Raw genomic sequence first — 20212 nt, 5'->3', positions numbered from 1 at the left:
TTTTTTAATTTTGTTATTTTATAATGGTTCCATAGTTATCCGGAAATTTCGTGACCTGTGGTTTCTTTCATTCACGTTATATTCATAGCTTGTTCTATCTTAATCTAATTCCAATTTTAACTGTATAGGAGGTCTCTATGTTAAAACATAACTATAGTGATAAAATCAATAATCGCTATTCATATACTAACAAATTTTCTTATAGTGATGAGGGTGTAGATGAGACGATCAAGGATAAAATCACAACTGAAGATCAGGTAGTAACTGATGATAAGGTAGTAACTGAGGATCAGGTTACGGGTCTAAGAGATCAGATCGAAAAAGAGAAAAAGGATGATGAATTTACCAGAGAAACACTTGAAGAGTGCAAAGACAGGGCTAAGAAGGCAGAAGATGGTGCTAAAAAGGCAGTAAAACGTGCAGAAGATGATGCTAAAAAGGCAATAAAACAAGCACATGGTGAAGCTAAAGAAGCAAAAGAACAGTTTGCGAAATGTGAAAAAGATGCTGAGAGGATAAAAGAAGACGCTGGAAAGGCAATCAATCAGGCAAAGAATGATGCTAAAGCAGAAGCTGCGGAAGCAGTAAAACAAGCACATGGTGAAGCTAAAGAAGCAAAAGAGCAGTTTGCGAAATGTGAAAAAGATGCTGAGAGGATAAAAGATGATGCTAAACAGGCAATAGAACGTGCAAAAGATGATGCTAAAGCAAAAGCCGATTTAGCAATAAAACAAGCTCAAGATGAGATTGAAAAAGTGAAAGCAGAAGCTAAACAGGCAAAAGCAGACGCTGGAAAAGCAAAAGAGGAGGCTGAAGGGATAAAAGAAGCATTTGTACAGTGTGAAAAGAAAGTTGAGAAAGCCAAAGAAGAAGTTGTAAAGTGTAAAATTGGAATGGCAAAGGCAGAGGTTGAGTGGTATAAAAAAGAAGCTGAAGAATGCAAAAAAGAGAAAGGAATTGGTACAGGCAAACCTGATACTGGTGAAAAAGGAGATGAAACTGGTACAAACAAACCTGATACTGATGAGAAAGAAGATGAAACTGGAAAAGCAAGTGTCATTACATCTCAAGAAATAACCTTAGATTGTTCCCAAGCTGAAAATTGTGGAGCATATGCTTCTTGGTATACAGCTTATAATAAGATAGGTCATCAAGGTTTTAATACATCTGATTTACTAAAGGAATTGTATCCTGAGATGTATAGTAATCCTAAAATTGCGACATATATAGAAAAGGGAATAGAGGGTTATTACGGTGTAGTAAATTTTAAATTTGCCTTTACAGAGCTTTTTGATTCAGCACACTATTTTAGTAATATGTCATGTAAAAAATGTATGGATAATCCACAAGAGATAGCCTGTCAAGACGATGAAATTAAGAGTTTCTGTTACCCTGCCGGTTATCATAATAATAAAGAATACAACAAAAGCTTTTTTATGAGAGAATCATGTCCTGATCTCATTAGAGAGTCCGATCGAACAATTGTTGCGAAAGCAAAACAAATTGCACCATTGATACTTGTTAACACATTAGGACAAATGATAGATAAAGAGGGCAATAACACTCAGATATTGTATAGTTCATTAAAGCCTTATCTAAAGGCTAATGGCAAAATAAAGGACTGTGGAGTTGACAAAAAGTGTGAAGATTTTGCTAAAATTATGAAGAAAGTTGCATGGGACAGTGATAAGGAAGTACTATTAAAAACTGTTTTTGATAGTACGGAAAAAACAAATCCTTACTATTATGATAATGAGGATAGTCTTGTTTCTGTTGATACTAATTTTATATAAGACTGAATGCTTTCTGGGCTTTTCAGCCCAGATGGCATTTTTGCAGAAAAATAGAGTGAGTAACCAGGATCGAACTGGCGACATTCAGCACTACAAACTAACGCTCTGCCAACTGAGCTACGGTTGCCAATAGGAACTCACAACTCTCTAATAAGTGAAGACGGGATGTATGCAAAACTGGCGAAGATACAGTGGAGTTGAAAAAAAATTTAAATCATACCGTTAGTTGATATGCTAGATTTATAATTTAAATTATTAAATTTTTAATTATTTTAATTTATAATAATCTCATAGTATTTTTTAAAGGATCATTATGGTTTATAATTATAGTCATTTACCAAAACTACCATGTACGGCTTTTAATTCGCCAGCATCAGTTTCACCAACACCAGTATCGAACTGTGCACAAGCTTGTGCACCTGCATACGCACCTTGTGCTACTAATTCGTGCCACAATCATTTTGACTCATATCATAATTATTATGACACATGTCATAATCCTTGTGATGAATTTGGGTTTCTTTGTTAGAAGATTGTTTTTAAACAACTCATAAACGCACGTCTAGCTATACGTGCTTCCAAGAGCACATGGGTGTTATTCAACCCATGTGTTTCATGTTTTGCTTGAGAAGATAAGCAATTGTTATTCACAGTAACCATATATTACAATTTATTTCAGCAACACGACTAATTTGACTACTGACAGCTTCTTCTTGGAATCTTATCATTATTCTACCATAGTAAAACTTTTAACTCTAATATCTGCTACATTAAAGTCGTATTTTGAAATGTACTGTAGGTTAAGGACTTTGTATATGCTAATTTTAGCCTTAAAATTATTAAATCATTAACTTTTTTATCCTATAATAATCTAATAGTTGCTTTTTAAAGGATTTTTATGACTTACAATTTTTCTTCGTATCCACGTATGGATTCATGTACTCCTGTGCGCACAGCTTGCATAACTGACCCACGGTACCATCATAACTTTGACCCACGTTGCCATAACCGCTTTGACTCGTGGCATGATGGACTCGAATTAAATATACAGCTTCCCGAATTCGATTTAAATATACCACCTTGTCCTGCTTGTCCTGATACTGTTTGTCCCCCTGCTCCTGCTTGCCCCCCTGCTCCTGCTTGTTCTGCTTGTCCCCCTTGTCCACAAGTTAAGCCTGAACCTGAATCTAAAACAATCGTTGATTTTTCAAAGCTTGCAATAACGGTCAACCCAATAACTGATGATATTCTTGATATTGAGACCAGAGAGCCAACAGGCTACAAGTTTAAAGAATGTGCAAAAACTATTCAGAATGCTAAAAACAACCTTCAGGTTATAGATGGTAAACTTGTGGGCAGTTGTGAAAACAATTCTGAATGTGATAAATGTGTAGAAGTAATAAACTCTTCTATATTAGATGCAAAAAGTGCTGAAGCCTTTTTTTCTACCCACAATATGTCAGTGTTAGAAGGCACTGTTCATATTATATAAAAGTAATACAGTGTGTACATTGTTAGTACACACTTCCATCTTATGGTTAATTTTTTAATAATTTTATTTACTAATGGAGATATTTTATGCCAACGAATACTTTTTCTTGTCCGAATCAAAAAAATGCAAATCATGTACGTATATTGCCACTTGATACGTGCTATGTCAGTGATATGTTGAAAATTAATTTGTTCACAAAGTTGGATGATTGTAAAGTCAATAAGGGTAAGTTGATTTATGATAAATGTGGTAAAGATCTTAAGTGTAAGATTGATGATAAGACTAAGAATGAACTGAAAGAAAATATTAAGAATGAACTAAAGAAAGAGAAAGAGCCTGATGATGTTAAAGAACCTGATGATGTTGAAGAGCCTGATGCTGGTAATGATGGTTACAGCGAAGGTATGGCTTTCTCTTACCATGGTTACGGCAACGACTTAATATAAACTCTGATCCAGGAAGATAAAATAGTTAAGATAAACCTTCAACTAGTCCCACTTATTCACTATACTGCTATAGATTTTATAGCAATATAGTGAATGAACATTTTTAAGCAGATTTCCTCTCTAATCTTTAGTAAATTGAATGAGTTGAAACAAAGGGGTGTTATAAGCACAAGTGCAGCAAACTTTATCATAGAGCCTCCAAGCAATAGAGTCCATGGAGACATTTACACAAATGTTGCTATGGTGCTTGCAAAGCATGAAAAGAAGAATCCCATTGAAATTGCAGAGGTTTTAGCCAAAGAATTTGAACTTTTTGATGAAGTTGCAAAAGTGGAAATAGCAGGCTCTGGTTTCATCAACATGCACTTAAAAATAGAAGTGTGGCATGGAATTTTAAAACAAATAAATGAGCTAAAAACAGAGTTTGGCACCCTAGATATAGGGAACAATCAGGCCATCAATGTTGAATTTGTATCTGCAAATCCAACTGGTCCACTGCATATTGGTCATGCAAGAGGGGCAGTATTTGGTGACGTTCTGGCAAATTTATTGAAAAAAGTTGGTTATAAAGTTACTAAGGAATACTATATTAATGATGCTGGAGCACAGATAGATACGCTAATTCGGTCAGTGTATTTGCGATATAAAGAAGCTCTGGGAGAAAAAATTAGTGTTGAAAAAGGTTTATACCCAGGTGAATATTTAAAACCGATAGGGGAGGGGCTGGCCAAAAAATATGGCGCAGAGCTTCTAGAAAAGCAAGATAATCAAGTGATTAGAGACTATACTTTAAGTTCTATCTTAGAAATTATAAAGGAAGACATGAACTTACTTGGAGTAAATCATGATGTTTTTACTTCAGAGTATGAGCTACAAAAAAGTGGCAAAATTGAAGAGAGTATAAAGATATTGTCTGACAAGGGTCTAGTGTATGAAGGGTACCTGGAGAAACCAAAAGGCAAAGAAAGCGAAAATTGGACTTCCAGAAAAGAGATGCTATTTCGCTCTACAAAATTTGGTGATGACGTTGACCGTGCATTGAAGAAAGAGGACGGCAGTTGGACTTATTTTGCCTCGGATATCGCTTACCATTTTGATAAGATATCGCGTGGTTTTAACAATATGATCGTAGAGCTTGGTAGTGACCACGGCGGTTATGTCAAAAGACTCAAAGCAGTCGTCTCTGCGCTCAGTGATGATCAAGCAAAAATAGAGGTAAAACTGCATAATATTGTGAATTTTTTCGAGAACGGCAAACCTGTTAAGATGTCCAAAAGATCAGGAAATTTCCTCACAGCAAGGGATGTAGTGGAAGAAGTTGGCAGGGACATAACTCGTTTTATAATGCTAACACGCAAGAATGATATGGTCTTGGACTTTGATTTTGCTAAAGTTAAAGAACAGTCAAAAGACAACCCTATTTTTTACGTGCAATATGCGCATGCTCGTGCTCATTCGTTAATGCGTAATGCTCCAAAAGAGCTCCCAACAGCAGATCCTTCACTTTTAAGGACAGGTGGAGAGCTCTTCCTCATAAAAACCTTAGCAAAGTGGCCAGATGTGGTAGAAATTGCAGCAAGGCTTTGTGAGCCACACAGAATTACTTTCTACTTACTTGAAGTTGCAGAAGCGTTTCACGTTTTATGGGGGTATGGCAAGAGTGATTTAAACATGCGTTTCATACTGGAAGACAACTTAAACCTCACCGCTGCAAGAATGTTTCTCGTGCAAGCCTTAGCGCACGTCATCGCTTCTGGACTTTCTATCTTCAATATAGAGCCTTTGGAAGAGATGAGTTGATTTTTTTATGCAAGATTGTTTTTTCAACGAATAGAGAAGTTGACAAAATTAAGTAAAAATGTTATAGTTTATTGACCTTACCCAGAAAAAGTGGAGAGAAAGTTTGGAATGTTTTTTACAAAAAGAATGATGCATCAAATTGTTCTGGAATGCAATAGTTAATAGTGACGTTGTTTGTTATAAAAAATTTCTATATATTCAAATATAGCAGTTTTGATATGCTGTTTAGAGTGCCGAGAGGTGTCTATTGGTAACTCCCTTTTTAGAGAACTGAAGAAGCTTTCCACAACAGAATTGTCGTAACAACAACCTTTATGACTCATCTATGTTTTTTATGGATAAGAGATATTGATAACCTTGCAAAGTATATTGTGAACCTTGATCACTATGTAATAGTAGATTTTTGGCAGGTTTACGCTTGTTAACGTCCATTAATAAAGAGTCCATAACCAATTGTTTATTTATTGAACTGCTCATTAACTACCATGCGTGAATATAGATCGATTATTGTTGCCAAATATAGCCATCCTTCTTTGGTTTTTATATAAGTAATCCCATACTTTATTTGGTTGATCGACAATAAAGTTTTGGTCTAATATATTGGGAGCTACTGTCCGTTTGTTGTTTCTTAATTTTAAATTTTCTTCTCAATATAGCCTGAATACCATTTTTCTGCATAATACTTTGCACTGTTTTTAAGTTGCAACTTTTACCCAAAGCCTTTAATTCAGCATGAATTTTAGGAGCTCCATATCTACATTTAGAAGCTTGATATATTTTTTGAATATCTGCTAATAACTCTTTATTTGCTGATTCTCTACTGCTTATTTTTCTTGTGGTCCACTTATAGTAGCCACTAGCAGAAAATCCTACATAATTCCTGTACTTTATAGCAGTTACTATATAAAAAAATATTTTACTCTTTTTGACTGGCCAGGGCTTTTTTTAAAATGTCTCTTTCTCTTGTTACTTTTGCTAACTCTTTCTGTAAATCAAATCTCTCTTTGTCATAAGGTGCTACATCTGGAAATGCATTTGCCGCTGACTTTTTTTCGTTATATTTCTTCATCCATTTTCCTAATACACTATCCCTTATTCCTAGATCTCTTGCTACTTTTGCAACTGGTTGACCTACCTTTCTTTGTTCATTTGCCAGCTTAACAGCTTCCAATTTGAATTCTGCCGTATATTCTCTTGCCATTTCTAATCCTCCAAAATTTTATTTTACCCGAAAAAACTCCTTTCTTTCTCTCCACTTTTTCTGGGTAAGATCAGTTTAGCTATAGGCAGCAATTTTCTGTATTTATTTTAAATTGAAGGAAGCTCAAATGAAAGATCATGTTTTGCTAAAAATCACAGAATGCAGTCTAACAGTGAACGGTTACGCTTTTAATCGAAAATGTTGTATAGTACACAATCAATTTTTCTGGATCCAAGTAGTCAAGGCACTGCCTTTGTGTTTGAGGCAAAATCGGCTATAACACTTAACATACTGCCTTTGCAAACAAATGTTCGTACAGTTATGTGTCAGCTACTTGCATGACGCCATTGCCTGAACGGGTACCAATGATTACCTATCAATCTCACCAAAAACTATATCGAGTGAGCCAATAATTGCTGCAACGTCAGCAAGCATGTGTCCTTTTGCCATAAAGTCTAAGGCTTGTAAATGCGCAAAGCCAGGTGCTCTTATTCGGCACCTATAAGGTCTATTGGTACCATCTGAAACTATATACACTCCAAACTCACCTTTTGGTGCCTCAACAACTGCGTAAGCCTCACCTTCTGGTACGTGATATCCTTCTGAATAGAGCTTAAAATGGTGAATCAGAGCTTCCATAGATTTTTTCATCTCTGCTCTTGACGGTGGAGAAATTTTTCTATCTTCAGTTTTTATTTGCCCTTCAGGCATTTTCTCTATGCACTGCTTCACCAAACTGATAGATTGCCTAATCTCTGCCATTCTAACTAGATAACGGTCATAACAGTCGCCATTTTGGCCGATCGGTATATCAAAATCTAGTTGATCATATATCTCATATGGCTGGCTTTTTCGCAAATCCCAAGCAAGCCCAGCAGCGCGCAACATTGGGCCACTAAAGCCCCAATCAAGTGCCTGTTTAATTGATATTTCACTAATTCCTACAGTGCGTTGCTTCCATATCCTATTTTCTGTTAAAAGTTCATCAACATCGTCTATATATTTTGGAAATTGCTCTATAAACTTTGCAATATCCTCAATCAAATCTTCTGGAACATCTGCTGCAATTCCACCTGGCCTGATGTAAGCTGCGTGAAACCTTGCACCTGAAGCTCTTTCGTAAAATTCCAGTATTTTTTCTCTTTCTTCAAAGAGCCATAAAAGAGGGGTCATTGCTCCAACATCAAGTGCTTGAGAAGAAACGTTCAGTAAATGATTTAGTATTCTCGTCAGTTCACAAAACAAGACACGTAAATACTTTGCCCTAATTGGCACTTCACATTGCAACAATTTCTCCACACAAAGTGAATATGCATGCTCTTGTGACATTGGTGATACGTAATCAAGGCGATCAAAATAAGGCAAAGCTTGAAGATACGTTTTATGTTCTATTAATTTTTCAGTACCGCGGTGCAGAAGCCCAATATGGGGATCTGCCCTCTCGATCACTTCACCATCCATCTCTAAAACAAGACGCAACACTCCATGTGCAGCTGGGTGCTGAGGTCCAAAATTTAACATCATTGTCTTTAGATCGGGCATGTCCAGTAGTTTAAGATATTAAAATTGTATAGGCTAAAGTGCGCTCAAAGTCAATAAACTTCTTGCATAGGCTACAACTATCATTCAATAGAAACAAAAACTTTTACAATGGCTAATAAGTGTTGGTAAAACCAAGTCACTTTAGCTATAGAATGACAAAAAAGGTTTGCATTAGCCAAATTTTTAGTTGAAGTAGCATAAGAGGTTAAAGGAAAAGCTTTGTGTTAATGGATTCATTTCAGGTATAGTATAGATAACACCACAATACTTATAAAATGGATCATGTTGTTAATGCGTATAATAGACTTGACACTCCTATAGTTAGGGGAGAAGGGGTATATCTTTTTGATAGAGGTGGTAAAAAATATTTAGATTTTGCTGCAGGTATTTCTACAACTTCTTTAGGGCATTGTCATCCATACATTACAGATAAGCTGAAAGAGCAATTGAGCTCACTATGGCACTGCTCTAACATTTTTACTATTCCCGAGCAAGAAAGGCTTGCCGAGCGTTTAACAACTCTTACTTTTGCAGATAAAGTTTTTTTCTGCTCAAGTGGGCTTGAAGCAACAGAAGCTGCAATTAAGTTTATTCGTCGTTATTTTTACTTGAAAGGGCAAGCAAAACGTAATCGTATTATTACAATTGAAGGAGGGTTTCATGGCCGCAGTATTGCTGCAATTTCTGCTGGAGGCAGTGAAAAATCACGCGAAGGTTTTGCTCCGCTTCTTTCTGGTTTTGATAAAGTGCCAAGAAATGACATTAAAGCTTTGGAGAAAAAAATCAGCGATGAGACAGCTGCTGTGTTTTTAGAGCCCATACAAAGTGAAGGTGGAGTATATCCACTAGACGTAGAATATCTTCAAAAAGTAAGGGAAATAACAAAAGCTCAAGGAATAATTTTGTGCTTTGATGAAGTGCAGTGCGGATATGGACGCATCGGTTCTTTATTTCATTATCAAAATGTCGGCATTGAACCTGATATGCTAACCTGTGCGAAGGCTATGGGTAACGGTTTTCCTGTAGCTGCATGTTTAGTGAAAGATTATATAGCAGAAGCAATTACTCCAGGAACTCATGGATCAACCTATGGTGGCAATCCACTTGCCATGACTGTTGGTAATGCAGTGCTCGATATAATGCTAAAAGAAGGCTTTTTTGATCATGTTAAAAGAATTAGTAAATATTTAAAAGAAAAGCTGTTGCTTTTAGCTAAAGAATTTCCTGAGATGATTTTAGAAGTTCGTGGAGAAGGGTTACTAATGGGAATAGAACTAGCAACTCTTGTAGCTGATAAAATTATTAGTCGATCTCTTGATAAAGGTTTAATAATAACTAGGGTTTTAAACAACAAAGTAGTAAGGGTAACCCCACCACTTATCATTGAGGATGAGCATGTGAACGCAGCGTGTAATATGCTTTATGATTTGTTTTTTAAGATTAAAGGTATATAAAATTCGGCAATATAAATTCAGGCTTGCAAATGCCTCTCATAACATGTAAAATTAATTTTATTTTTTATCACAATAACATCGTACTTTAATGGATTGGTTATTGGTCTTAGTATCATCAGCAATTTTTGTTTTGTTAGTTTTATCGTTTTTGTTCTCAGGAGCAGAAATAGGCTTAACCTCAATTAGCCGTTCTCGAGTTAATAAGCTAAAGCTAGACGGTAACAAAAAAGCCAGGGTAATAGATCGCTTATTAAATAGGAAAGAATTGACAATAGGAACGGTATTGCTCGGCAATACAATTATTAATATTACTTGCTCTGCTTTATTTACAGCAATATTTATCAATCTTTTTGGAAATGAGGGCATTCTCCTATCAACAATTATAATGACATTTTGTATTTTATTGTTCTGCGAAGTTCTACCAAAAACTTATGCTATTCAAAATCCTGAAAAATTTGCATCATTTTCTGCTTATTTTGTATTGTTTTTTGTAAAGATTTTTTCTCCATTGACACTAGGTATTCAATTTATTGTTAACCTCATCCTAAAATTATGTGGGCTGCATAAAGATAAGGAAGTGATATCTGCAGCGGATGCAATGCGTAATATGATTACTCTTCACCGCAGTGAAGGAACTATGTTGCAACAGGATTTAGATATGCTAAGCAGCATACTTGATTTGGCTGAGACAGAGATATCACAAATTATGACCCATAGAAGAAACCTATTTTCTCTTGATATAGATCGGAATAAAGAAGAGTTAATAAGAGAGATTTTAACCAGCAGTCACAGTAGAGTACCTTTATGGCAGAAGGAACCAGATAACATTGTAGGTGTAATTCACGTGAAAGCTCTAATAAATGCTTTGCGTGAAAAGAATAATAAAGCGGAAGGAGTTGACATTACCCAAGTTATGTCAAGGCCTTGGTTCATACCAGAAAGTACACCGCTCAGCGTGCAACTTCACAACTTCCGTAAGAACAGGAAACACCTTGCATTTGTTATTGATGAGTATGGAGCACTGCAGGGAATTGTAACTCTTGAGGATATACTGGAAGAAATAGTTGGAGAAATTTCGGATGAACATGATTTGATTACGGAGAATTTTATAAAGAAAATATCTGATAATATGTATCACATAGAAGGAAAATCTACTATTAGGGACATTAACAGGCAGTTATACTGGAATCTCCCTGATGAAGAAGCTACAACTCTAGCAGGTATGATTGTGAATGAAATAGAGCGCATTCCTGACGAAGGCGAGGAGTTTTCCATGTATGGTTTTCGCTTTAAGATTTTAAAAAAAGATAAAAATATTATTACTGTTGTTGAAGTGCAAGTAAAAACTGGTAATATTAGTGGCAGCAATTAATTAGTGGAGTTTCATGGAAGATACAGTAAAAATCACGGCTGAAGAGTTGAAGGGTTACATAGAGAGAATCGAAAAACTTGAACAAGAAAAGAGGGATGTGCAAGATCACATTCGTGATGTATATGCAAAAGCCGCAGATGAAGGTTGGGATATAAAAGTGATGAAACAAATTATTAGGCTGAGGAAGATGGATGATGATGACAGAGAGGAACAAGAAATATTGCTTGATACCTATAAACGTGCATTGGGAATGAGCTACGAAGAAGAGTTAAGTGAATAGCAGAATTGTAATTGGAATAAGTGGAGCATCTGGTTCTATTTACGGTGTGCGTATTTTAGAAGCGTTGAAAGACGTCGATTATGAAACTCATTTAGTGATAAGTCGTGCTGGGAAAATAACTTTAGCTCACGAGATTAAAGAAAAACTTGAAGATATTACATCACTTGCAGATTTTTACTATTCTGAAGAAAAGATTGGAGAAAAAATAGCAAGCGGCTCATTTAAAACCTCAGGGATGATTGTAGCACCATGCTCTATGAAGACAATGTCTGAAATCGCATCAGGTGTTACTTCCAATCTATTGACAAGGGCTGCAGATGTAACGCTAAAAGAAAGAAGAAAGTTAGTTCTTATGGTGCGAGAGTCACCACTGCATCTTGGGCATTTACAAAATATGTTAAAATTAACGGAGATGGGAGCAATTATTGCTCCACCAGTACCAGCTTTTTATATTAAACCAAAATCGTTGGATGATATTATTAATCATTCTGTTGGCAAAGTATTGGATTTATTTGATATCAAATTACCCGACTTTAAGGAGTGGCAAGGAAGTGACAATTATTATTGATGGTAAAAAAATAGCAAACGACCTATGTGAGAGGCTATCACAAAAAATTGATATTTTAAAGAGAGAGTATAACATTTTTCCTTGCCTGAAAGTAATTCTCGTGGGCAGCAATCCAGCAAGTCAGGTTTATGTTCGCAACAAACAGAAAAAAGCAGAATCAATAGGCATAAGTTCTGAGACCATTGTTTTGCCTGATAATATTTCAGAAGATGAATTAATTGAAAAAATCAATGAATTAAATGAAGATCCATCTGTGCATGGCATTTTAGTGCAATTGCCTTTACCAAATCATATTAGTGCAAGCAGAGTAATTAACACAGTAAGTGTTGAAAAAGATGTAGATGGCTTTCATGATGAAAACGTTGGCAAATTAGTTAAAGGTGAAAAAAACTGCCTTATACCTTGCACTCCTAAAGGTTCTTTGCATTTAATTAAGTCAATTGAAGAGAACCTTTCCGGTAAAAACGCAGTGGTAATTGGTAGGTCAAATATCGTGGGCAAGCCAATGTTTTACCTGCTATTGCAAGAAAACTGCACTGTCACCATCTTGCATTCACAAAGCAAAGATTTAGCTGAATATTGCTCTAAAGCGGATATAGTAGTTGCAGCAGTCGGAAAGCCAAATTTTGTTCAAGCAGACTGGATAAAGAAAGGTGCAATAGTGATCGATGTTGGCATAAATAGCGTTAACGTAGGAGAACAAAGTAAGCTCGTAGGTGATGTTGACTTCGGGGGAATGAAAGAAAAAGTCAAAGCTATTACCCCAGTACCCGGGGGCGTTGGCCCAATGACCATTGCATTTCTAATGATGAACACTGTTATTGCTGCTTGCTTGCAGAAGGGAGTTGATGCTTCTAATTTCATTAGTTGAGGTATGAAGAGGAAGCTGTATGAAGATAGAATGTACCACATCTCACAATTAATAAAAAATTGAGATTTTTGAAATTCCTCGGTAGTCAAATTTATTAAATATTTAGGATCATCATCTATTCTTTTTTCTCTACAAGTATAGCTAAAGTGGCTTAGGTTTACCTACAATTTGAAAAACAACAAATTCGTCATTCCGCTACTCGTTAGCGGAATCTATGCTGAGATACCGCGGCGGTATGACGTAGGGAAACCTTTCTTGGGTTAGCTATAGTTAGTGGAATTGCAAAGTTTCTAGGCATAAAAAGCTTTGAACCTAATATATGAGCCAAACTTGATTTTCCAACCGTAGATACACCTGTAATAAAAATAATAGTCTTCATTTTATGAATTTACTTGCTATATGAACTATCGGAGAAATTTTTTTATAGTTTATAGTATCTATACTTTGCCATATACAACCATCAGAATCTTTTCCATCAGATTCTCGCTTTATTTCTCCTATGATTTCAATTTTGTATAAAACTGCTATATGTTTTAGACATTTATTTACATTGTCTTCATTATAATGATATAGGCTAGTAACTGTTTGGATTTGGTCGTATTGTTTCACTAAACAACCTGTTTCTTCTCTAATTTCTCTTACAAGTGCCTCTTCAAGCGTTTCAGCAATTTCTACCTGGTAAATCAAACAACCCTTTATAAGGACCTCGACTTTTTTTCACCAAAACTATACTTTTAGGTTTTAAAATTAAACCGTATACGCCTAAGTGAGAGTGATAAATAATATCATCTTTCATTAAATCAAAAATATTAGAGTTAATATAATAATTTAAAAAATCAATTATACAAAATAATGTATTATAAATACAATTACTCAATATAAAAATTCCACTTAACAAATTTATAAAAGTATAGCTTCTACGTCATACCGTCACGGTATCTCTTAGCATAGATCCTGCTAACAAGTAGCGGGATACTTAACCGTCATACCGCCGCGGTATCTCTTAGCCGCTAACACGTAGCGGTATGACGATTGTCGTTTAACTATAAATATTTAAGAAATTTACCAAATGAAAAAAAAGGCAAAAGAAACCCCGTAGTGCGAGTTTTGACTCTCTAATACTTTAAATTGGCGCTATAATAATGTGCTGACGCTTAGTTTAAGCGCGATTTGGCTGAATGTAGAAAAATTTTAAAAGACATGCAGCCGCTATAATGTTATGTAATCCGCCAAAAGATACCCTGAGTTTTTTACTGAATTTTGTCATTGAGCCTGCAGGTCAAAAACAAGTTTTGAGTCATAAATACCCTTAATGCCATGACGTGTATAATAATGTTACAAAAAATAATATCATAGAATTCAATAGGATAATCCCTAGAGAATTACTCATCTACAAAAAGCCAAATCGTGTTAATGCTGTTTAGATGTAAAAGATAAGCTAAATCTTTACAGGGAATTTAAAACAGTAGAATACCTTTGATTGAAAAAAAGAACCAAACTAGGCAACTTAACCGGTTTGCTATTTCAACTACTACAACTAAATCAATAAATCTTAATAGGGGGAAAAACATCATGAGTGCGCCAAGAAGTGCGTAAAGTTCAGTTGGTGAAAATCCAACCCAGGCAAAGCCTAGCCAGCAACCTGGAACGAACCATTATGCTGCGTAAGGTGACGAGCGTAGTAAAGCTAGTGGAAGGTGTAAAAGACAAGATTTGATCTGACAGACAAGAATTAACTGACAGAAGAATTGAGGTAGTCAAAACTAATATCAGGCTCTTGTGTAATGCTACTAATATTTTTCTGAAAAGCAATATATTTGCTATCAAGAAAAGTGTATTAAATAAGACTTGACCTGACACTTTAAAAAAGTAAGTTAAAAATAATAAAAATAAAGGAGTGTTAGATATGAGTACAATACAGACAAAAATATTAAAACCAAAGCTAGGATTATTAGAACTAGCAAAACAACTAGGAAATGTGTCTCAAGCATGCAAAGTGATGGGATACTCAAGAGATACATTTTATCGCTTTAAGGAGTTATATGAAAATGGAGGAGAGGAAGCATTACATGAAATAAGTAAGAAAAAACCGCTATTAGCAAACAGAGTTTCCGACGATATAGAAAGAGCAGTGATTGGTATAGCAACAGAATTTCCAGCATATGGGCAAGAAAGAGCTGCAAATGAACTGAGAAAAAGAGGTATAATAATTTCCCAGGGAGGAGTAAGGTCTGTATGGCTAAGAAATGACCTTGAAACTCTCAAAAAGAGACTTAAAGCACTAGAGACAAAAGTAGCTCAAGACGGAATCATTTTAACTGAAGAACAACTTGCAGCTTTAGAAAAAGTGAAAGAACAAAGGGAAGCTCATGGTGAAATTGAGACGCAACATCCAGGTTATTTGGGTTCTCAAGATACCTATTATGTGGGCAATATCAAAGGTATAGGGCGCATTTATCAGCAAACTTTTGTTGATACTTATTCCAGAGTTGCAATGGTTAAACTTTACACGGACAGAACAGCTATTACAGCTGCAGATCTTCTCAACGATAGAGTTATTCCATTTTTTGATGAGCAGAAAATTCCATTATTACGCATTTTAACTGATAGGGGTACGGAGTACTGTGGCAAGCCCGAAAATCACGCTTATCAGCTTTATTTGGGCATAGAAAACATCGATCATTCTAGAACTAAAGCCAACTCTCCACAGACTAATGGCATATGTAAAAGGTTTCATAGAACCATGCAAGATGAGTGTTACAATATCATCTTTAGAAAGAAAATCTACAGTTCTTTGGAAGATCTACAGATTGATGTTGATCATTGGTTGCGTTCTTATAATGAGACAAGACCTCACTCGGGTAAATATTGCTATGGCAAAACGCCTATGCAAACTTTTCTTGATAGCAAATATATTGCTTTTCAGAAAAATATTAGTAGCATTACACAAGAGCCTGATATTAGTTTTGACTACCTCAATTCTTCTGTCAGTTAATTCTTGTCTGTCAGATCAAATCTTGTCTTTTACAGCTGATAAACCGTTCAGATAATCCCTATAACCTTGATCCGACCTTATTCCTTCCATAAAATTTAACTTATCTAGCGCTTGATTCAGGTAATCAAAGACTAACTGTAGCTTTATTCCTGATTTGGTATTATTCTCACAATCTCTATAGCTACTGCCATATCCTTTGTACATATCTTCCATGCTACTGGGCAGGCTAATGTAGCTGCTATCCAATAATTTAACGCTTCCAAATTGCTGTAAAATTTTGCAATCAATCTGTAGACTTTTTTTAAATAAACACAAAGCTTCGTTATACATTTTTTTCATGAACTCAACTGCTTCTTCACTAAACCTAAAATCTAAACCCTGTTTTGTAATTTCTATCGAGTCTTCATTTAGCAATTGGCACATTGTTTCTATGCTGCAATCATCAACTCCTATGTTACCAAAAACCATAGCTTTTATGAATGATGAGCCATTAAGTTTTCTCTTTCTTTTTATAAAACCTACTGCAATTGATATTTCGTCTGCTTTTTCATTAAAGAATTCATTGAGGTCTTTTGATAAGCAAGCTATTCTGTCCATTGTAAGTTCTCTCATTCATATATCCAAGAGAATTTATACCTTATTATTTTCCTTCACTCTATCAACTTTACTTACACTTTTCCTTAACTTGACGCGTATGGTTTATTTAACACTCCCGAATTTTTTGCAACTTCAATTTTACCTTTTTATATCCAATTTGGATGCATTCTCTACCTATGAGCTGTATGCCTGTAGCATTAAATTTTCCGTTGTCCAATCTTCTGCTCTTTTCCCACTTAGCAAATCTCATCTTTTCCTGTAAATAGTACTTTCTATAGGCTTTTATGGAACTACCACATTTATAGCGATCAGACAGTGCTTGTATAAAAGTTGAAAAATTAGCAAATCCTTATTACTATCACACCAATCTACTATTTCTTCGGATTTATGCGTTCTTTTGTATCGCCAAGTGTACTCTTTACATAATTCTCTTCCGAACCAATAAAAGTTCCCTTCTGATTGCCTAGCCCACAAAGAACAAGGATGATTGTTGTGAGTCAGTTTATATGGGACTTCTATATTCTGATTTATGATACTGACAAAAGGATTTGGATGCTGTTGAAAAAACATTACTCAATAATTGAGCAGTTTCTAATGGCATTTTTACTATATACATAACATTTGCGCCGCAATTGCTGGGTTTTCATCTAGTACAAAGATGTTCATCTAGACATCCAAAGATAAAATTAGCTTAAGTTTTTGATTTCGTCAGCTGTAAGACCAGTAGTTTGGGCTATAATATCAATAGAAACTCCTGCTTTAAGTAGGTTTTTTGCGACCTCAATTTTCTCTGCTTTTCTGCCTTTTTCATGTCCGATTTGGATGCCTTCGTCTCTAGCATCATCAAGTTTTTGAGCGAGGATGCCTTCTTCTTTCCGCAGATCCATTATCCTTTCTTCGTACGCTATCAGATCTTTCTCATTCCAGCGAAACTTGTCTAACTCATCGTATGCTAGCTTTATTATTGGCGATTTTTCTGCAATATCTTTTAGGTCTTCATCTGTAGTATCTTCTGCGTACTTGAAAAAAAAGCACCAGCGCTCTATTGTACTTTCTAGCTGCTCTACTTTGTTTTTTGCGAATTTAGGCAACTCAATAAATATAAAATAGAAATCTTTTAGATCATGCTCATTAGTGTCTTCATCTCGAATAGTATGCTTTGATTTGTACTCAGATTTATTAGGAAACAGTACACAATCTGCTATAGCAATGAAGATAATTTCCTTAAGGTTATGATACTGGTCACCTTTATCAGCTTGCCTTGAGTAAGCTTTAGCAGCATATAGCTGAGCACGTTTCTCAAAGCCCCTATCACGAGCGAGTTGCATCTCGATTACATATCTGAACCCACTAGAATCCTTGCAAAGGACTTCAACGATGCTTTGTTTATCAGAGGCGACTTCAGGATCCATGTAGGTGCTAAGAAACTCAACTTCTTGTATAGTATCTATCCCGGTAAATCCTAAGATATCATTGAGGAAGTGAATAAGAATGTTCTTATTTTTTTCGGTACCAAAGACCTTTTTGAAGGTTAAGTCTAATTTTGGATTGAGAAACTTAGAAAGAGCCATAGCGAGAGTACCTAAAAAGCATTAATAATTATACACAATTCTGAAGAAATATTCAACTTCTTTATTTTTAGTTTATTTTTTAAGTTTTGAATGTGTTGATGAAAAAAATGTCTTCCATAAATGATCTGAGAATAGCATTTCATACTCTAGACTCCTTTTGTACTCTTTTATCAACCATTCTGTAAAGTATCTTAAAAGGCCAGCAAATGGATGTCATGAATTTAGCAACTGTAATGGCCATCAAAGATACCCTTCAATAGCGTTTATTTTTCTCTCATATTAAATTCCTCCTCGGTTAAAATTTTAATACCCAGCTTTTTAGCCTTTTCGAGCTTTGACCCAGGTTTTTCGCCGACAACCAAGAAGTCCGTTTTAGGCGATACACTTGAATGACCTTACCCAGAAAAAGTGGAGAGAAAGTTTGGAATGTTTTTTACAAAAAGAATGATGCATCAAATTGTTCTGGAATGCAATAGTTAATAGTGACGTTGTTTGTTATAAAAAATTTCTATATATTCAAATATAGCAGTTTTGATATGCTGTTTAGAGTGCCGAGAGGTGTCTATTGGTAACTCCCTTTTTAGAGAACTGAAGAAGCTTTCCACAACAGAATTGTCGTAACAACAACCTTTATGACTCATCTATGTTTTTATGGATAAGAGATATTGATAACCTTGCGAAGTATATTGTGAACCTTGATCACTATGTAATAGTAGATTTTTGGCAGGTTTACGCTTGTTAACGTCCATTAATAAAGAGTCCATAACCAATTGTTTATTTATTGAACTGCTCATTAACTACCATGCGTGAATATAGATCGATTATTGTTGCCAAATATAGCCATCCTTCTTTGGTTTTTATATAAGTAATCCCATACTTTATTTGGTTGATCGACAATAAAGTTTTGGTCTAATATATTGGGAGCTACTGTCCGTTTGTTGTTTCTTAATTTTAAATTTTCTTCTCAATATAGCCTGAATACCATTTTTCTGCATAATACTTTGCACTGTTTTTAAGTTGCAACTTTTACCCAAAGCCTTTAATTCAGCATGAATTTTAGGAGCTCCATATCTACATTTAGAAGCTTGATATATTTTTTGAATATCTGCTAATAACTCTTTATTTGCTGATTCTCTACTGCTTATTTTCCTTGTAGTCCACTTATAGTAGCCACTAGCAGAAAATCCTACATAATTCCTGTACTTTATAGCAGTTACTATATAAAAAAATATTTTACTCTTTTTGACTGGCCAGGGCTTTTTTTAAAATGTCTCTTTCTCTTGTTACTTTTGCTAACTCTTTCTGTAAATCAAATCTCTCTTTGTCATAAGGTGCTACATCTGGAAATGCATTTGCCGCTGACTTTTTTTCGTTATATTTCTTCATCCATTTTCCTAATACACTATCCCTTATTCCTAGATCTCTTGCTACTTTTGCAACTGGTTGACCTACCTTTCTTTGTTCATTTGCCAGCTTAACAGCTTCCAATTTGAATTCTGCCGTATATTCTCTTACCATTTCTAATCCTCCAAAATTTTATTTTACCCGAAAAAACTCCTTTCTTTCTCTCCACTTTTTCTGGGTAAGGTCAAAGGCGGGCCCAGTAATGCTAGAAGTCAAACCAAAAAAAAGCAACAGCCGGCGAACTCACTCTATTTATAGTACAGATGAAGAGAATTGGATTTATATACCAGTGCCGAAAATAGTTGACAAAGATTGTGTATACTTATTACAATTGTTTGGGTACCAGAAGTTTTTACGGCAACAAAGTATGCACTAACTATAAGTAAGGAAGACTTTAAGCAGGCAATAAAAAAAAATGAAGGAACGTTTAAAAGAGATTAAAGGAGAGAAGAAAAAGGTAAAAGGGAATACGGCAGAAAATGAATCTTATTACAAATAGCATAAAGGGCTTTTATTCTAGTGTTAAATCGGACCTAGATTGGCAAGCCAAACGTAGTCTTATTAGGACATTAGTAAAAGAAGTCAACATTGATCTTGATAAAGTAGATGTAGTATTTAAGATCAAAGAACTTGAAAACCCCGCCCAGAATGGACAAAATCAAAAGATGGTACATTGTCTAAGGGGTCTGGGCACTGGGATGACATCTTTTTTCTTGGTACAAATTACTCTTATGTCTCAATATTTGTACAGTTGTGTTATCGGCTGTTTGATGTTTACAACGCAGGAAGTTCATACGGTTGTAAGTCAAGCGGTAGGATGACAAGA

General features: G+C 35.2%; 15 protein-coding genes and 5 pseudogenes. 11 read left to right on the top strand and 9 right to left on the bottom strand.

All coding sequences use genetic code 11. The features are described from left to right. Positions 1-137 precede the first annotated feature (137 nt). A complete protein-coding gene (locus WHA_RS02425) occupies positions 138-1793 on the top strand; it encodes a cell envelope integrity protein TolA (RefSeq protein ID WP_015589072.1) in 1656 nt (551 codons plus the stop codon). 330 nt (positions 1794-2123) lie between these two features. Here WHA_RS02425 and WHA_RS07235 read toward each other — a convergent pair whose 3' ends face one another. Beyond that, positions 2124-2249 carry a hypothetical protein gene (locus tag WHA_RS07235; RefSeq protein ID WP_007549126.1) on the bottom strand — a complete coding sequence of 42 codons (126 nt, stop codon included), beginning with the start codon at positions 2247-2249 and terminating at the stop codon, positions 2124-2126. A 442-nt stretch (positions 2250-2691) separates the two neighbouring features. On the opposite strand from WHA_RS07235, the gene WHA_RS02415 reads away from it, so the two are divergent. From WHA_RS02415 to argS, 3 genes are all read left to right on the top strand, one after another. Further along, the gene (locus WHA_RS02415; RefSeq protein WP_015589071.1) at positions 2692-3285 is read left to right on the top strand and encodes a hypothetical protein; all 594 of its coding nucleotides are present in this window, start codon (positions 2692-2694) and stop codon (positions 3283-3285) included. A gap of 86 nt (positions 3286-3371) precedes the next feature. Continuing rightward, positions 3372-3731, top strand: coding sequence for a hypothetical protein (locus tag WHA_RS05985; protein WP_015589070.1), 360 nt, complete (start codon positions 3372-3374; stop codon positions 3729-3731). A gap of 93 nt (positions 3732-3824) precedes the next feature. Beyond that, entirely contained in the window at positions 3825-5531 is a 1707-nt protein-coding gene (gene argS, locus WHA_RS02405) for an arginine--tRNA ligase (RefSeq protein WP_015589069.1), read from the top strand. A gap of 115 nt (positions 5532-5646) precedes the next feature. Here argS and WHA_RS07495 read toward each other — a convergent pair. Both WHA_RS07495 and WHA_RS02390 read right to left on the bottom strand, forming a co-directional pair. Then, positions 5647-6732, bottom strand: a pseudogene (locus WHA_RS07495) (IS3 family transposase). 369 nt (positions 6733-7101) lie between these two features. Continuing rightward, the gene (locus WHA_RS02390; RefSeq protein ID WP_010962676.1) at positions 7102-8274 is read right to left on the bottom strand and encodes an NADH-quinone oxidoreductase subunit D; all 1173 of its coding nucleotides are present in this window, start codon (positions 8272-8274) and stop codon (positions 7102-7104) included. Positions 8275-8549: 275 nt separating this feature from the next. On the opposite strand from WHA_RS02390, the gene WHA_RS02385 reads away from it, so the two are divergent. From WHA_RS02385 to folD, 5 genes are all read left to right on the top strand, one after another. Beyond that, positions 8550-9728 carry an aspartate aminotransferase family protein gene (locus WHA_RS02385; RefSeq protein ID WP_015589068.1) on the top strand — a complete coding sequence of 393 codons (1179 nt, stop codon included), beginning with the start codon at positions 8550-8552 and terminating at the stop codon, positions 9726-9728. Positions 9729-9816: 88 nt separating this feature from the next. Next, positions 9817-11100, top strand: coding sequence for an HlyC/CorC family transporter (locus WHA_RS02380; RefSeq protein ID WP_015589067.1), 1284 nt, complete (start codon positions 9817-9819; stop codon positions 11098-11100). A 13-nt stretch (positions 11101-11113) separates the two neighbouring features. Continuing rightward, positions 11114-11380 carry a DUF2312 domain-containing protein gene (locus tag WHA_RS02375; RefSeq protein ID WP_010082293.1) on the top strand — a complete coding sequence of 89 codons (267 nt, stop codon included), beginning with the start codon at positions 11114-11116 and terminating at the stop codon, positions 11378-11380. Beyond that, complete coding sequence (locus WHA_RS02370) at positions 11373-11948, top strand: UbiX family flavin prenyltransferase (protein ID WP_006280027.1); 576 nt, start codon at positions 11373-11375, stop codon at positions 11946-11948. The genes WHA_RS02375 and WHA_RS02370 overlap by 8 nt, the downstream gene beginning before the upstream one ends. Continuing rightward, entirely contained in the window at positions 11932-12819 is an 888-nt protein-coding gene (gene folD, locus WHA_RS02365; RefSeq protein ID WP_015589066.1) for a bifunctional methylenetetrahydrofolate dehydrogenase/methenyltetrahydrofolate cyclohydrolase FolD, read from the top strand. The genes WHA_RS02370 and folD overlap by 17 nt, the downstream gene beginning before the upstream one ends. Before the next feature lie 375 nt (positions 12820-13194). Here the strand turns inward: folD and WHA_RS02360 are convergent, their stop codons facing one another. After that, positions 13195-13506 (bottom strand): NUDIX domain-containing protein, encoded by a 312-nt coding sequence (locus WHA_RS02360; protein WP_041573519.1) that lies wholly within the window; start codon positions 13504-13506, stop codon positions 13195-13197. Positions 13507-14725: 1219 nt separating this feature from the next. Here WHA_RS02360 and WHA_RS02355 point away from each other — a divergent pair. Beyond that, positions 14726-15814, top strand: a complete 1089-nt coding sequence (locus WHA_RS02355) for an IS481-like element ISWpi2 family transposase (protein WP_015588908.1) — start codon at positions 14726-14728, stop codon at positions 15812-15814. A gap of 36 nt (positions 15815-15850) precedes the next feature. On the opposite strand, the pseudogene WHA_RS02350 reads toward WHA_RS02355, so the two are convergent. The 5 genes and pseudogenes from WHA_RS02350 to WHA_RS07490 form a co-directional block, all read right to left on the bottom strand. After that, positions 15851-16411, bottom strand: a pseudogene (locus tag WHA_RS02350) (IS4-like element ISWosp9 family transposase); the annotation flags it as partial. A gap of 106 nt (positions 16412-16517) precedes the next feature. Further along, positions 16518-17077, bottom strand: a pseudogene (locus WHA_RS07280) (pyrimidine dimer DNA glycosylase/endonuclease V). Positions 17078-17097: 20 nt separating this feature from the next. Further along, entirely contained in the window at positions 17098-17982 is an 885-nt protein-coding gene (locus WHA_RS02340) for an Rpn family recombination-promoting nuclease/putative transposase (protein WP_015589065.1), read from the bottom strand. 263 nt (positions 17983-18245) lie between these two features. Further along, positions 18246-18359, bottom strand: a pseudogene (locus WHA_RS06340) (BRCT domain-containing protein); the annotation flags it as partial. A gap of 56 nt (positions 18360-18415) precedes the next feature. Next, positions 18416-19500 (bottom strand): annotated as a pseudogene (locus WHA_RS07490) (IS3 family transposase). 365 nt (positions 19501-19865) lie between these two features. Between WHA_RS07490 and WHA_RS02330 the strand changes: the two are divergent. Further along, positions 19866-20207 (top strand): hypothetical protein, encoded by a 342-nt coding sequence (locus WHA_RS02330; RefSeq protein WP_041573517.1) that lies wholly within the window; start codon positions 19866-19868, stop codon positions 20205-20207. The last annotated feature ends 5 nt before the right edge of the window (positions 20208-20212 follow it).

It is taken from the genome of Wolbachia endosymbiont of Drosophila simulans wHa, assembly GCF_000376605.1.
Classification (GTDB): Bacteria; Pseudomonadota; Alphaproteobacteria; order Rickettsiales; family Anaplasmataceae; genus Wolbachia; species Wolbachia pipientis.
Note: the sequence above shows the minus strand (reverse complement) of the source record. Positions and strands in the feature narration are given on the sequence as shown.

Coding starts and splice junctions, on each gene's coding strand:
- WHA_RS02425 (WP_015589072.1), top strand. CDS start 138: ATGTTAAAACATAACTATAGTGATAAAATCAATAATCGCTATTCATAT.
- WHA_RS02415 (WP_015589071.1), top strand. CDS start 2,692: ATGACTTACAATTTTTCTTCGTATCCACGTATGGATTCATGTACTCCT.
- WHA_RS05985 (WP_015589070.1), top strand. CDS start 3,372: ATGCCAACGAATACTTTTTCTTGTCCGAATCAAAAAAATGCAAATCAT.
- argS (WP_015589069.1), top strand. CDS start 3,825: ATGAACATTTTTAAGCAGATTTCCTCTCTAATCTTTAGTAAATTGAAT.
- WHA_RS02390 (WP_010962676.1), bottom strand. CDS start 8,274: ATGCCCGATCTAAAGACAATGATGTTAAATTTTGGACCTCAGCACCCA.
- WHA_RS02385 (WP_015589068.1), top strand. CDS start 8,550: ATGGATCATGTTGTTAATGCGTATAATAGACTTGACACTCCTATAGTT.
- WHA_RS02380 (WP_015589067.1), top strand. CDS start 9,817: ATGGATTGGTTATTGGTCTTAGTATCATCAGCAATTTTTGTTTTGTTA.
- WHA_RS02375 (WP_010082293.1), top strand. CDS start 11,114: ATGGAAGATACAGTAAAAATCACGGCTGAAGAGTTGAAGGGTTACATA.
- WHA_RS02355 (WP_015588908.1), top strand. CDS start 14,726: ATGAGTACAATACAGACAAAAATATTAAAACCAAAGCTAGGATTATTA.
- WHA_RS02340 (WP_015589065.1), bottom strand. CDS start 17,982: ATGGCTCTTTCTAAGTTTCTCAATCCAAAATTAGACTTAACCTTCAAA.
- WHA_RS02330 (WP_041573517.1), top strand. CDS start 19,866: ATGAATCTTATTACAAATAGCATAAAGGGCTTTTATTCTAGTGTTAAA.